The organism is Exiguobacterium sp. s46 (assembly GCF_018618875.1).
In the GTDB taxonomy this organism is placed as follows: domain Bacteria; phylum Bacillota; class Bacilli; order Exiguobacteriales; family Exiguobacteriaceae; genus Exiguobacterium_A; species Exiguobacterium_A abrahamii.
Map to the genome: position 1 here is coordinate 1,983,616 of NZ_JACSMY010000001.1, position 14,552 is coordinate 1,998,167.

A 14,552-nucleotide genomic window follows, 5' to 3' on the forward strand; every position below is an offset into this window, starting at 1 on the left:
AGACCCCTTTTTTCAAAATAATTCAATATCTTATTCATAAAAATCCGATATTGTCGATAGTAAGGATAGGCAATAGATTCCACAACTTAGACTTAGACATCCTAGAAGCCGATTCCGTCCATCCGGACGAATATCTACTAGGAGGAAAGATACTTTGAACACGACATCATTCTCGAAGACCTTGAAGGTGTTCGCGAGCTTTCTCATCGTTTTCAGCATCGTTTTAACATCTTTACCCGTAGCTGAAGCAGCGACGACGAAAGCGACGACCTACCGTCTGTCTACCGATAGTTATCTGTACGACAAGACGGCATCTTCTCGGAAACGCTTGTTGACGATCAAGACCGGAACTGTCGTTTCATCCACGTATGCTTCTGGCGCATTCAGAAGAGTGACATACGCTGGAAAAACGGGATATGTCGCGTCGAAATACCTCACGCTGTACGAAAAGAAACAAACCGTTTCTGGACAGCGCTACCTCGTCCTCAAAAAAACACCGATCAAAAAGACGGCAGTGGATACTGCAGTGACGATCGGTACGTTGAACGAAGAGGATGTGTACTACACGTCACAACGTGTGACAAATCCATATGGCGAAACATGGTACCGCGTCAAATATGACGGGAAGACGGGCTATGTCGCTGCTGGTGCAAAAGCAGTTGCCTATAAAAAGGTGACGAACACGACGTCAAGAACGGTCGACGCTTATATCTTGCGCCAATACGCTGGAACCGGTTATCCAAAAGTTCAGACCATTCCATCTGGAAAAGACGTCAAAATCGTCGGTCGGATCGAGGACTGGGTCAGCGTCCAGTACGATGGGAAAAAAGGTTACATGCATCAAGATGCGTTCGCCTCTTCTGAAAAGCAAAGTGTGACCCTGATCCCACAAACACGGTATCAGACGAAAAGTGCGACACCCCTTTACAATCAAGCGGAACCGAAGAACAGCTTAGCCAGTCTTCCGAAGGGCACGATTGTCACATCAAGCGCTAAGACGGCAACGTATCATCAAGTCACATACGCTGGTAAGACGGGTTATGTCTTATCCGCTACATTGGCAGAGTACACAGAAAAGACGAAGCTTCCGTCTTCACGCTTCCTGTTGACAGCATCACTCGCCATCAAGACGACACCTGCAACAAACGGAAAAACACTTGCGACACTAAGTGCCGGAAACGTCTACTACACGAAGACACGTGTGACGAATCCACTCGGTGAAACATGGTATCAAGTATCGAAGGAAGGTAAAACCGGCTTCGTATTAGCGAATCAGGCAACACCTATCGCTTACGAGTCACAATCAAACCTTTCATTGAAAACGACAGCCGCAACAACGATCCGCTCGTATGCAGGTCCATCATATGCAACAGTACAAACGATCCCGAGCAATACGGTCATCAAGATTTCTGGACGGATCGGCAATTGGTACCGGGTCAGTTATAACGGTAAAACGGGATATGCTGCTTCTAGCACCTTTACGACGCTTGCAACGAAGCAGAAAATTGCAGGTGCACGCTTTGAACTTGAAAAAGCGGTTTCGATCAAATCTTCACCAGATGCAAAAGCATCCACGCTTGCAACACTTCAGAGCGGTGACATCTACTACACGACACAACTCGTCACATCAAACGGTCAGCAATGGCATCGTGTGAGCAAGGATGGAAAGACAGGCTACATTCCTGTCGGTCAAGGCAAGAGTGTTCGTTATCAATCGGACCGGATCGTCATGCAGACGACGACTTCGACTCCCCTCCGTTCATATGCTGGAAACACTTACGCGACCGTCAAAACGATTCCTTCTAGTACGAGCATCACGGTCACTGGAATGATCGATGATTGGTACCGTGTGACGTACAACGGGAAAACAGGTTATATCGCTTCACGTTACGCTAAGGAAAAAGTCATGACGCAATCGATTCCATCTTCTTCTTATCGCCTTGGGCGTACCGTCGAAGTAAAAACATCACACCAAGCGACAGCTGACACTCTCGTTCGCCTCTCTTCTGGAGACGTCTACACGACGAATCAAGTCGTCACGACTGGTCGTTCAGAGCAATGGCATCGCCTGACGGTTGACGGAAAAACCGGTTACATTCAAATCAATCAAGGCTCACCTGTCACATATGGAAGCGTCAATAACCACCGCTATCAAGCAACGACGGATACGACACTCCAGTCGGATGCCGGTTCAGCTTATGCGACGGTGACGAAGCTGCCAAAAGCAGCCGTCGTTCAAGTAACAGGTAGTCTCGATCAGTGGTTAAAAATCAGCTACGCTGGTAAAAACGGTTACGTCTTAAAATCAACACTGACACCGTACACGGAAACGAAAAAGATTACGGGTGCACGTTTCTTGGCGAATCAATCACTTGTCGTCAAACAAGCACCGGACGATCAAGCAGCAACTATAACGACACTCTCGTTCGGAAATGTCTATTACACTTCTTCATTGATCACATCGTACACGAACACCTCGTGGCATAAAGTGACGATTGATGGCAAAACGGGTTATATCCGGACTGGTCAAAATACGTCATCGATCAAATACGAAGCAAAACAAAAATTGTACGTACGGGCTACATCAAACGTGGCTTTACGCTCTTACGTCGGTAGCTCATACAATGTCATTAAGACGATTCCTCAAAATCTCGTCGTCACCGTCTCTGGTCAAATCGGTGATTGGTATAAGATTTCCTACGATGGCAAAAGTGGATATGCATATAAGGGGGCGTTCGTGACGACTTCTTCTAAATTAAACGTCTATAACTCCGTCGCGACACCGTATACGTTCGATAGCTTCATCAGCGCACAGATGAAACTAAATCCACCACCGCAAACGGATATCTACAAAAACAAATTGATGTACGTCAGCACGGGTTACGTCCGCCTCGGTGGTGCACTTGATCCCGTCAACGGAACGATTGCGACTGTCACAGCGACGACACCGCTCAACATTCGTTCAGGCGCTTCGACTGCCAGTCACGTCTATGGTCAATTCCAGCCTGGTCGGATGATTCGCGTCTATCAATCCGTCAGTGGCTTCTATACGACGTACCCACGTGTCTATTCGAACGCAACGAATTATTCGACGATCCAATGGTTGAATGCACTCGAAACAGATGTCCGTAACGCTGCTGATCCACTCAAGGTCGACCGAAATTCTTCAGACTTCTATCAGTTCCTTGATCTATCGAAAACAACAGGTGCGACACCTGCGACACTCGATAAGATGTTAGCGAACGTGACGAAAGGCGAAGGAATCTTCAACAAATGTAGCAATGGTAGTTGTGGTCAAGCGTTCATCGATGCTGGTCAAAAATACAGCGTCAACGAAGCTTACTTGATCTCCCACGCTTTGCTTGAGACAGGTAATGGAAAATCGACACTCGCAATGGGTGTGACATGGAATGGACGCAAAGTCTACAACATGTACGGCATTGGTGCGTATGATTACGATGCAATCAACACCGGCGCTGCTTATGCGTACAGCCAAGGTTGGTTCACTCCGGAAGCCGCGATTGTCGGTGGTGCTGAATTCATCAGCACGAAGTACATCCACAATGCCTATGGACAAAATACGCTTTACAAAATGCGTTGGAGTCCGATGCGCCCTGGTAGCCATCAGTACGCAACAGACATGGGATGGGCGGTCAAACAGACGTCACGGATCTATTCACTCTATCAACAGATGGATAGCTATACGGCAACCTTCGATATTCCGGTCTTCGCTCGCTAAGAGATAGTTAAAAGCATACACATAAAGGAGTAGTTCTTCTCTTGATAGAGAAAGACTACTCCTTTTTCGTAATGTTTATTCATTGAAAAGTAAATGACGTCACTCTCGTTTTTATGACAGACGTTCCCGACATCCTCGCTTTCCACAGGCGGGAGGTAAGCCGCGACATCTCGCACTCCATGCGATTTGTCGGGTCTCACCCATCCCTGACGGAAGCGCTAACCGCACTTCCTTTTCCTGTAGGAGTCAAGGATGTACGGTTGCGTCCTACTAAAACATAACGAAATGAAATCGATAAGCGCATCATTTTTACGGCTAAAGTGGTCCTACAAAACAAGGTGTGCTGATGTGATGATGATCTCTCTTATCTATCAAAAGAAGTCCTTCTCCTTCTTCGTTTCTACTTTCTATACCCTGACGCAAATTGTTCACTCGACATCGCTTCCTAGGGAAAAACAAGCAGGAGCGACCCTGCAACGAAGTGAAGCGGCGCGACGCTTGTCCCAGGAAAAAGATGCGAGGTAAACAAAAAAGTGCAATCTTTCTCACTAAGAGAAAAACTGCACTCTGCCTTCATATGAACGGTACTCCATAATACTACGAAGTACTGTTATTCTTGAATGATACGAAGAGAACCCCTGCATTTACGCGGAAGGGCTCCCCTAGCGTTCCATGTCATCGGCAACGATTTGAATATCGATCCCGCGGACATGACGCATGATTTCATTGATGATCGATCCACGCCGGACTTCCTGCCAACGGGTCCGTGCAGATTGACCGAGGACGATTTGGGTGATGCGATGATGCTTGGCAGCTGCCGTGATCGCTTGGGCGATCGAGCGCTCGCCTTGGATTCGGATCAGCACCTCTGCTCCGAACAAGGAACCACTCTCGCGTACCATCGCTAAGACTTCTTTTTGTTTCGCATTCAGCTGATTCTCTGCCGTCGGTAAAATCGTCAGCACATAAAGATCCGCTTTCAGACGACTCGCCATGCGAAAGCCGCGATAGATCAACTTCCGCGCGTTGTCATTGAGCTGGATACAGACGAGAATTCGTTCCTGTAGCGACGCTGGATCCTTTTCAATCAACAAGCGTGATTGATAGACTTGATCGTCGACTTCGTCCGCGACCTGACGTAGCGATAGCTCACGTAAACTCGCAAGATTCTGAAGCGAAAAGAACGAATTCAAGCTCTGTTCAATCTTTTCCTTCTTATAGATCTTTCCTTGCTCGAGTCGTTCCCGTAACGTCTGTGGCGTGACGTCGACGAGTAGAATCTCATCGGCTTCACCGAGAAACGGATCCGGGATGCGTTCCCGAACCTCGACGCCCGTCACTTCTTTGACCTTAAAGAGCAAGCTTTCGAAATGCTGGATGTTGACGGCCGAATAGACATTAATTCCTGCTTCAAGCAGTGCTGCGACATCTTGATAGCGTTTCTTTCGTACCGATCCTGGCGCATTCGTATGCGCCAGTTCATCGATCAGTACGATATCCGGGCGACGGGCAATGATCGCGTCCACGTTCACCTCAGGGAATGTCTTGTCCTTATAGACGACTTCAAGTAGCGGAACTTGTTCGAGTTGCCCGACCATCTCTGCCGTCTCTTTTCGACCATGTGTCTCAATTAGACCGATGACGACATCCTTGCCTTCAAGCGTCAACGTTCGTGCATCGGCAAGCATCTTATACGTCTTTCCGACACCAGGAGCTGAGCCGATATACAGCTTCAGCTTTCCTCGTGTCATGACTTACTCCGATCAAGGGCTAAGTTCAAGCGCAGGACGTTGACGTAATCATGTGTTCCTGCTTCCTTCGTGATCAACTTCCGCACTTCTTCACGCGACAGGTCGCGCGCGGTTGCGATACGCTTCGCCTGAACCAAAGCATAGTCGACTGAGATGTGCGGATCGAAGCCAGAACCGGATGTCACGAGGGCATCGTCCGGAAGCGAAGCGCCGTCCACTTGGTTCTGTTTCTGTAATTCCGCCATCTTCGTGCCAAGCTCCGGGTTCGATGCTGCTAGGTTATCCCCAGCAGACGCTCCCGCTAATTGATCGACCGCTGATGGACGTCCATGAAAATACTGTTTCGACGTGAACGGCTGGGCAATCAATTCCGATCCGATGAATTTTCCGTTTTCTTGTACTAAAGAACCTTCAGCTTTATCCGGTACGAGTAGTTGACCGAACAGGGTCAATAAAGCGGGAAAGACGATCCCGCATAACGCCGTGACGAAGACCGTCACACGAATGGCTTGTTTCATGATTCGTTTTCTCCTTAGAGGATGCTTGCAAGCAAGACATCGATGATTTTAATCCCAATGAATGGAACGACGACACCGCCAAGACCATAGATCAGTAAGTTACGACCGAGTAATTGATCCGCCGTCATCGGTTTATAGGTAACTCCTCGCATCGCAAGCGGAATCAACATCGGAATGATGATCGCATTGAAGATCAAGGCAGACAAGATCGCGCTCGTCGGGGAATCAAGACGCATGATATTGAGTACTTCCATCTGCGGGATTGCGACCATGAACATTGCCGGGATGATCGCAAAATATTTCGCGACATCGTTTGCGATCGAGAACGTCGTCAAGGCACCCCGTGTCATCAAGAGCTGTTTCCCGATTTCGACGACTTCGATGATTTTCGTCGGGTTCGAATCAAGATCGATCATGTTCGCCGCTTCTTTTGCGGCTTGCGTTCCGCTGTTCATCGCGAGTCCGACATCGGCTTGAGCGAGTGCTGGTGCATCATTCGTTCCGTCTCCTGTCATGGCGACGAGGTGACCGGCTGCTTGTTCCTGCTGGATGACACGAATCTTGTCTTCCGGTTTACATTCCGCGACGAAATCATCGACGCCTGCTTCGCGGGCAATCGTTGCTGCCGTCAACGGGTTGTCACCCGTACACATGACCGTCTTGATCCCCATCTCACGCAAACGATCAAATCGTTCGCGCATGCCCGGTTTCACCGTATCTTTCAAATAGATGACGCCAAGGATCGTTGCGTCGATCGCAACGACGAGTGGTGTGCCGCCAAGACGAGAGACCGCATCTACTTTCTCTTGCAAATCATTCGGAATAGCGCCGCCTTGTTCCTTGACCCATTCTTGAATCGCTTGCCCCGCCCCTTTACGTACGCGGCGACCATCTCTTAAGTCGATTCCGGACATCCGTGTCTCTGCGCGGAACGGTACGATCTCTGCGCCATCTAACCAGTGTTGTTCCACCGGCATCGCACGAAGTTCAGCGAGTTCAAGAACAGAACGTCCTTCTGGTGTCTCGTCAGCAAGTGAGGCGAGGATCGCCCCCTCGAACGCCTGCTCAGCAGTACGTCCACCGACTGGCGTGATCTCCGACGCCATCCGGTTACCGAACGTGATCGTTCCTGTTTTGTCCAGGATGATCGTCTGGATATCGCCTGCTGCTTCGACCGCTTTCCCGCTCATCGCGATGACGTTGAAGCGGGTGACTCGGTCCATCCCGGCGATTCCGATTGCTGACAGTAAGCCACCGATCGTCGTCGGGATCAAACAGACGAGTAAGGCGATCAAGATTGGACCTGACAGATCAAATCCAAGGTAGTTCGTAAAGACAGGTAGTGTCATGACGACAAGTAAGAAAATCAATGTCAAGCTCGTCAAGAGCGTTGATAACGCGAGTTCGTTCGGTGTCTTCTGACGACTTGCGCCTTCGACGAGGGCAATCATCTGATCGAGGAATGACTCACCTGGATTGCTCGTGATCCGGACTTCGATCTCGTCACTGACGACGAGTGTTCCACCGATGACCGAGGAGAAATCACCGCCCGCTTCCTTGATGACGGGTGCGGATTCCCCCGTGATCGCTGATTCATCAATCGAAGCAAGTCCTTTGATGATTTCACCGTCACCGGGTACATACTCCCCTGCTCGGACGAAGACGATATCGCCCTTCCGGAGTGTCGCCGACGAGACGCTTTGAATCAGTTGTCCGACACGTTTACGTGCCATGACATCTGCCTTTGAAGCTTTCAGTGAGTCCGCTTGGGCTTTCCCGCGTCCTTCCGCGATCGATTCCGCGAAGTTCGCGAATAAGACCGTCAGGAAGAGGATAATACTGACCGTTAAGTTAAAGCCACGCATCTCGTCAATGAAGATCGTATAGCCGATCGCGAGCAAGCAGCCGATCCAGACGACGAACATGATCGGTTGTTTGACCATGTTGACGGGATTTAATTTTTTAAAGGCATCGATCGTCGCTTGACGCGCGATCGAGCCACTGATTGCTGATTTGGATTGGTGTTCCGGCTCCCCGTTCGGTTGGTGTTCCTCGGGCGTCGGATGCATGATTCGTTCCATCATATGATTTTATCTCCTGTTCACATCGTCAGCCAATCCGCGACTGGTCCAAGTACGAGCACTGGCAAGAATGTCAATGCACCGACGAGTACGACCGTACCGAGGAAGACTGTTCCGAAGAGTGGTGTGTCTGTCTTAAACGAAAATTCATCTTGCGGAACCGATTGCTTCGCTTTAAGCGAACCTACGATCGCAAGCATCAAGATCAATGGGATGTAGCGTCCGAAGAACAACGCGAATGACGTCGAGACGTTCCAGTAGACGTTTGCGTCGCCGAGTCCTTCAAAACCGGATCCGTTGTTCGCCGTCGCGGATGTGAACTCATACAAGACTTGCGACAGTCCGTGATAACCTGGGTTCGAGATGCCGGCGACGCCTGGTGCAGCGTACATCGAGATTGCCGTTCCGACGAGAATCAGGAATGGCGGCACGAGTAGCGCGATCGCGATCATCTTCACTTCGAACGTCTCGATTTTCTTCCCGAGGAACGTCGGTGTCCGACCGATCAAGAGACCTGTCAGGAAGACTGCGACGAAGGCGTAAAGTAAGACGTTCAGGAATCCTGCACCTGCTCCACCGTAAACGACGTTGAGCATCATATTGCCGAGTTGGATCAATCCAGCAAGTGGATGCAGTGAGTCATGCATCGCGTTGACCGCACCGGTTTCAGCTGCCGTCGTAATCGAACTGTAGAGCGCCGTTCCGATTTGACCAAATCGTAATTCCTGACCATGTGCCGTTGGATTCGCAAGTAAGCTCCCTGCCATCCCGACCGTCATCATGATGAAGAGAAGCGTCATGACTCCAAGGAATAGTCGACCTTGTTTCGCGGAACCGATGATTTTGCCGTAAGCGATTGGAAGTGACATCGGAATCAGTAGCATCAAGAACATCTGGATGAAGTTGACGAATTGGTTCGGGTTCTCGAATGGATGAGCACCATTGACACCAAAGAAACCACCACCGTTGTTCCCGAGCTGTTTGATGACTTCAAACGCAGCAACCGGTCCACGGTAAATCAACTGCTTTGCTCCTTCGAGCGTCGTGACGCTGACCGCCCCTCCGAACGTCTGTGGTACACCGAAGACGATCATGACCATCCCGAACACGAGTGAAATCGGAATCAAGATTCGCAAGATGAAGCGAACGAAGTCGGCATAGAAGTTACCGAGTGGTTTGTTCGCAAGACCACGAATGACAGCGATACAGACCGTGAACGCCATCGTTGGAGCGACGAACAACATCGTTCCAAGGACGAACGTTTGCGAGAGATATGAGAGTGCCTCGCCTGAATAGTGTTGTTGATCGGTGTTCGTCATGAAACTGATTGTCGTATGCAACGCTGTCGACCAATCGAGATTCACAGCACCGTTCGGATTCAAGGGTAGACTGCCTTGGAAACGAAGTAGCAAATAACCACCGATGAAGAAGAAAATATTTACAAGCAACAAACTTTTCGAGTAACCGACCCACGATTGATCGTGTTTCTTTTCATCGACGCCGAGTAACAAAAGAAGTCGTCGTTCGACCTTACCGATTTTATCGACCCGACGCTCTGCGACAGGTGCGAAGTATATCCCGATGTAGCGACCAAGCAAGACCGCCGCGCAAAGTGCGATGACGAGTAGGATCCAAAATTGGATCATGAATTGAGTCCACATGTTTTTCTTTTCTCCCTATGCGATTAGAATTTTTCTGGATACATCAGACAATAACCGAGATACAAGAAGACGAGGCAGCCCGTCGCTAGTAAAAACCATGTCATTTACGGTCACCTGCTCTCCACTGGACACGTTCGATCAGATGAATCATCCCGAACGTCGTACCGAAGAAGAAGGCAAGCAATACGATACTCCACAGCTCTCCCATTATGAAATTACCCCCATATTATTCAATATTTTTACAATTAGACACGACAAAAAGACGATGTGAGGCAATAAACGGCCCCAGCATCGCCTTTATACTTTGGCATACTGAAAAAGAGTCGTTCCCTCCTAAAAACGCCTGCGAGGTTAGCTGTCGGATTCGGGCATACCTAGGAATTCGCCCTACCTTTCCCGTTCGGAAAGGATTCACCCCGTGTCACGTGTCGTGACGGTTGGGTCCCCCGCTTCAATCATGAATTCGGCGTACTTTGAGATCGAAGCATTAACATGTTAGTGTTCGTTGATGAGATGGATATTACTCCGATTTTTTCGGGTTGTAAATAGAAAAGTTGAAAAAAAAATAGTCTGATTTTTTAATGACTTACTTTCGAAAAATAGCGTTTTTCACCTCTATGCTATAGAAGAAAAAAAACCGCAGAAATCGATTCCTTCATCTAAAATGGAGGAGCTCCATTTTAGCGAGAATCGTTCCGCGGTTTCATGAACGAACAATGATTATGATTGCTGATTCATTTTGGCATGAACCGTCAAAGGAGCTAGCATCGTCACCCATAGGGCAACCACTCCAGAAACAAGAATCACAATATCGCGTTCGAACCCAAGCGTCAGTAAGGTAATACAACTACTGACCAGGACGAGACAAAGCGTCGCGATCATAACGAACCGCGATTGTTTCAACATTTTTCTCATGTGGCATCTCTCCTTTCCTTCCATATTCCTTTTCATCGTAACAAAGATTCATCGAAAAAGCGTCGCTGACACCCGATTGTGATGTTTCTGTCATCTCGCAAGTAACGATAGAAGACGACGAGAAAACGGATTTGTTACACTGGAGAAGTACTTAAAAAGGGGGAATCGATATGTTACAAGATCATTCATTTCAACGCGTCGACGGAACGTCGGTATCCTTAAGTGACTACCCAGCTCAAGCATGGCTGATCGTCAATACAGCCAGCAAATGTGGCTTGACGCCACAGTTCGAAGGACTCGAGCAATTGCATCAAGACTATCGTTCGCAAGGGTTGACCGTACTTGGTTTCCCATGTAATCAGTTCGCGAATCAAGATCCGGGAACGGACGAGGAGATCCAGTCGTTCTGCCAAGTCAACTACGGCGTGACATTCCCCGTCTTCTCAAAAATTGATGTCAACGGTGAGCAAGCACATCCGTTATTCGAGGAACTGAAAGCACAAGCACCAACGACGGACGGTGCAACAGACGTCGAGTGGAATTTCACAAAATTCCTCGTGACCCGTAATGGAGAAGTGACGCGGTTCTCACCAAAAACGAATCCAACTGATTTGACGGCAGCAATTGAACGATTGCTCGTTCAAGTCTAAAAAAATAAGCTTCCCTCCTTCTCTCTTGAAGGAACGGAAGCTTATTTTCATGTTGTCCCCGGCTCAAGATGACGGCTGATCATCTCTTCCGCCAATCGTTTGACGTCATCGATGTCGCGCATTTCCGTGAACGGATGCCCCCAGACGATCAGCTCTTCGATTTCTTCAATCGGTTGCGTCGTATAGCGTGTACCGTCGGCAACGAACTCTTGCGCAATCGTAGATTCAAAAGCTGCGTATTTCAGGAGCCACGGCTTTTCACTTAAGATTTTTTGCGCATGTTTTGCTTGCTTGAACGCAACATCGCCGACGAGGACGACCGGATCGAATCGTTCATGGAGCGGATGCGTATATTGAACAGAGATCAGCAATCCATGTTGGTTCGTTTTTTCTTGTTGCCGGACATACGTCCGTGTTAAAAAGTGCGGCACGAGTGACTCCGCACTCTCCTTCGTCTGATGGATGCTCAGACCATGTTCCGTTTGGACGACTTCCGGGAGAACCGGTTCGTATCCACGGTTTGCTAATTGTTGATCGAGCTCTTTGAATAATAGCAGGGTATGTTCGACCAGTGCTCGGACTTGGCGAAACGATAATTGAATCGATTGATTGATCATACGATGACCTACCTTCTCTAAAAGTATGGCAATATACAGTTATTTACCCAAACTTTTCCGACTTCATCCCTGTTTCAGTGAAAGTTCCTCGAGCCACTTACGTGCTTGCTCGCTCATACGAGCCATCGTCTGTTCTCGATCGAGCGTGATTGCTTGTCCGGCATGGATCGAGCGACAATCGAGTGCGTGCGGCATGTTTTCTTCGACGATTCCGGCAAGGATCAGACAAGGAACGTCAGCTGCTTTCGCCATCCGCGTGACCTCACCTGGTAACTTACCGATTTGACTTTGACGGTCAACGCGTCCTTCTCCTGTCCAGACATAATCGGCTTGCTCCATCCGCTCTGCTACGCGAAGATGTTGCAGGATCGTCTTGGCTCCCGGAACGATCGTGCCGCCCAGCGCATAGACCGCTCCCCCGAGTCCACCGGCTGCTCCAGCTCCTTTAACATTTTCTAGTCCAAGTAACCGCCCGATCCGTTCAAGTTGCTGATCGAGCTTTACGATGTCTTCTCGAAGCAGTCCTTTTTGTGGACCGAACAGATAAGCTGGACCATCTGGACCATGATAAAGAGCTGTCACATCGACGAGCGCTTCCAGTTGAACAGGATACGCTGGGCATTGAATAGTATGCGTCTCAAGTAACGGATTCGTTTGAAACGAAATTAAATCACCAGACGCATCTTCAAGTCGACAACCGACTTCTGCGAGTAAACCGAGTCCGCCGTCCGTCGTACCAGTCCCGCCTAAGGACAGTCGGATATGCGTGATTCCCTGATCGCGTAACTGAGCAATCAAACGACCGACACCACGCGTATTCATTCGGACGGGATCATCCTCGCTTCGCCGCATCGGCAATCCACAAATACGCGCGACTTCGATGACGGCGTCTGTACCCTTGACAGCGTACTCTACTTCACACGGACGACCTGCCAAATCCATCGTCATCGCCGTCTTCACGTCATATCCGAGTGCGAGATAGACATCGAGCGTTCCCTCCCCGCCGTCCGCAACAGGCGAAAAATCGATGATCGCTGTCGGATCATACGCTCGGATCCCGGAGGCGACCGCTTCTGCCGCCTCTTTCGAAGAAATACTCCCTTTGAATGCATCCATCAAAATCAAGTGACGTCCCATCTGTACATTCCCCCTAAAAAACTCATATCAAGTTTTGATTGCGTTTCCAATTAATGTTACGATGATACTAATTTCAAATTACCATTACCTTATCTGACATTTCATTTTACATACACAGGAGGTCTTATTTCATGGAACGCTGTTCGTTATGTGGTACACCACTTCGTCAACACGATACGACTTGTTCTCATTGCCAACATCCTGTCATCAAGAAAGAACGACCAGCTGAACCACCTGCTCCGTCCTCTTCACGGACTTGGCTCATCAGCACCTGTCTTTTGCTCTTTCTCGTCGGAGGAGCCGGTTTCCTGTGGTATTCGTTACAAGATCCCGTTTCGCCGGAAGCCGGTCAGACGCCTAGCGTCGAAGCACTCGCTCTTTCTGAATGGTCCGATGAACAAACGGCTTACAATCAAACGTATTCGAAAGATCGGCCTCCGACGTCCTATGATGTCCTTCGTTTCGTCCGCCAATACACACGAACGATTCCAGAGCTTGCGACGTATTCAAAGAAATACGATTCCATCGAGACATTTTCCGCCATCCAGTTTACGACCTTGAAGGTGTTCGAATCCGAGTTCGACCATCTCGAGCGATTGACGAATGCCGCTGATGCCCCTGTCGCTCCAAGTGTTCTTGCCGTGACATTCCAAAAATTTACGTCAAAAGGTACCACGTATCACTTGCGTACACAGGAAACGTACCAAATCGCGACAGCAACGGGTTCAAAGCCTGTGACCTACCGCGTTCATTATCGTTTGAAAGTGCATACGGATCATCTACAAATCATTGATGTCAATCGAACGGAGGTGACCTCATGAAACGAGTGCTCCTCTGTCTGCCCCTTTGTCTTTTGATGGCGTGTTCGCCCGAAACATCCAAGATTCAAGAACAGCTCGAACAGCAAACTTATACCCGCGCCGTCGAACAATCAAAACAAGACATCGATGAACCGGCTGCTCGGCTAATGGTTCAGCTTGAGCGACAGCTTGCCGGTTATCAACTGCGTGATGTCTTAAAAACCGCGGAGGCGATCGAACGTCTTCAACTCGCAACGGATCACCCTGTCCGAAAACGAGCAGAAGCCATTGCCCTCAGTGCAAGAGAGACGTTGCAACAAGTCAAACAGTTCGAAGGAACATATGAAGTTGAACGAAGCACGCTCGAAGACGAGCCGTTCGACGGAACCGGGCGCATCCATGTCTCTTTTGATGAGCAAGATACGTTCAGCGCGACGCTTCGCTTTGATCAGTTCGGTCTCCCGGACGCACTCCGAAACGATGAAGAGACCATCCGTTTCGAACCCGATCTCTCCGCTCGTGTCAACTTATCTGGAGGACAAGTCAGCTATCGCTTCGTCCGTTCGACGCTCCGCGTGACGTTTGAAGGTCCGGGCGGCAAACGGATCTATCAACTCAAACAACTGTCAGACAAATAATCAGTAAAACGCCGCTTCACTTGAGACTGTCCTCGAGTGAAGCGG

The 14,552-nt window shown here is 49.2% G+C and carries 12 protein-coding genes and 1 riboswitch; of the genes, 4 read left to right on the plus strand and 8 right to left on the minus strand.

Going from position 1 to position 14,552, the window contains the following annotated elements; translation table 11 throughout:
* Window positions 1-154 precede the first annotated feature (154 nt).
* Window positions 155-3,739, plus strand: a complete 3,585-nt coding sequence (locus tag KNQ08_RS10295) for an SH3 domain-containing protein (protein WP_214805483.1) — start codon at window positions 155-157, stop codon at window positions 3,737-3,739.
* A 662-nt stretch (window positions 3,740-4,401) separates the two neighbouring features.
* Here KNQ08_RS10295 and KNQ08_RS10300 read toward each other — a convergent pair.
* The 6 genes from KNQ08_RS10300 to KNQ08_RS10325 all read right to left on the minus strand — a co-directional run bounded on the left by KNQ08_RS10300 (window position 4,402) and on the right by KNQ08_RS10325 (window position 10,665).
* Complete coding sequence (locus KNQ08_RS10300; RefSeq protein WP_050678132.1) at window positions 4,402-5,490, minus strand: universal stress protein; 1,089 nt, start codon at window positions 5,488-5,490, stop codon at window positions 4,402-4,404.
* Window positions 5,487-6,008 (minus strand): K(+)-transporting ATPase subunit C, encoded by a 522-nt coding sequence (gene kdpC / locus KNQ08_RS10305; protein WP_023469375.1) that lies wholly within the window; start codon window positions 6,006-6,008, stop codon window positions 5,487-5,489. The genes KNQ08_RS10300 and kdpC overlap by 4 nt, the downstream gene beginning before the upstream one ends.
* A 14-nt stretch (window positions 6,009-6,022) precedes the next feature.
* On the minus strand, window positions 6,023-8,092 hold the full coding sequence (gene kdpB / locus KNQ08_RS10310) for a potassium-transporting ATPase subunit KdpB (RefSeq protein WP_149427836.1): 2,070 nt from the start codon (window positions 8,090-8,092) through the stop codon (window positions 6,023-6,025).
* Between the two features lie 17 nt (window positions 8,093-8,109).
* Window positions 8,110-9,750, minus strand: coding sequence for a potassium-transporting ATPase subunit KdpA (kdpA, locus tag KNQ08_RS10315; RefSeq protein WP_064299336.1), 1,641 nt, complete (start codon window positions 9,748-9,750; stop codon window positions 8,110-8,112).
* 23 nt (window positions 9,751-9,773) lie between these two features.
* The gene (locus tag KNQ08_RS17035; protein ID WP_071908832.1) at window positions 9,774-9,854 is read right to left on the minus strand and encodes a potassium-transporting ATPase subunit F; all 81 of its coding nucleotides are present in this window, start codon (window positions 9,852-9,854) and stop codon (window positions 9,774-9,776) included.
* A gap of 221 nt (window positions 9,855-10,075) precedes the next feature.
* A riboswitch (cyclic di-AMP (ydaO/yuaA leader) is annotated at window positions 10,076-10,229 on the minus strand.
* A 241-nt stretch (window positions 10,230-10,470) separates the two neighbouring features.
* Entirely contained in the window at window positions 10,471-10,665 is a 195-nt protein-coding gene (locus KNQ08_RS10325) for a hypothetical protein (RefSeq protein ID WP_029342614.1), read from the minus strand.
* A gap of 170 nt (window positions 10,666-10,835) precedes the next feature.
* On the opposite strand from KNQ08_RS10325, the gene KNQ08_RS10330 reads away from it, so the two are divergent.
* A complete protein-coding gene (locus KNQ08_RS10330) occupies window positions 10,836-11,315 on the plus strand; it encodes a glutathione peroxidase (RefSeq protein ID WP_214805485.1) in 480 nt (159 codons plus the stop codon).
* A 47-nt stretch (window positions 11,316-11,362) separates the two neighbouring features.
* On the opposite strand, the gene KNQ08_RS10335 is transcribed toward KNQ08_RS10330, so the two are convergent.
* Window positions 11,363-11,932 carry a hypothetical protein gene (locus KNQ08_RS10335; RefSeq protein ID WP_047392959.1) on the minus strand — a complete coding sequence of 190 codons (570 nt, stop codon included), beginning with the start codon at window positions 11,930-11,932 and terminating at the stop codon, window positions 11,363-11,365.
* Window positions 11,933-11,995: 63 nt separating this feature from the next.
* Window positions 11,996-13,069 (minus strand): glycerate kinase, encoded by a 1,074-nt coding sequence (locus KNQ08_RS10340; RefSeq protein WP_214805487.1) that lies wholly within the window; start codon window positions 13,067-13,069, stop codon window positions 11,996-11,998.
* 131 nt (window positions 13,070-13,200) lie between these two features.
* Here KNQ08_RS10340 and KNQ08_RS10345 point away from each other — a divergent pair, with 131 nt between their 5' ends.
* Together KNQ08_RS10345 and KNQ08_RS10350 are read left to right on the plus strand one after the other, a co-directional pair.
* Window positions 13,201-13,890: a hypothetical protein gene (locus KNQ08_RS10345; RefSeq protein ID WP_214805489.1), complete on the plus strand. Its 690-nt coding sequence runs from the start codon at window positions 13,201-13,203 to the stop codon at window positions 13,888-13,890.
* Entirely contained in the window at window positions 13,887-14,507 is a 621-nt protein-coding gene (locus KNQ08_RS10350; RefSeq protein WP_214805491.1) for a hypothetical protein, read from the plus strand. Before KNQ08_RS10345 ends, KNQ08_RS10350 begins: the two co-directional genes overlap by 4 nt.
* Window positions 14,508-14,552: the final 45 nt, after the last annotated feature.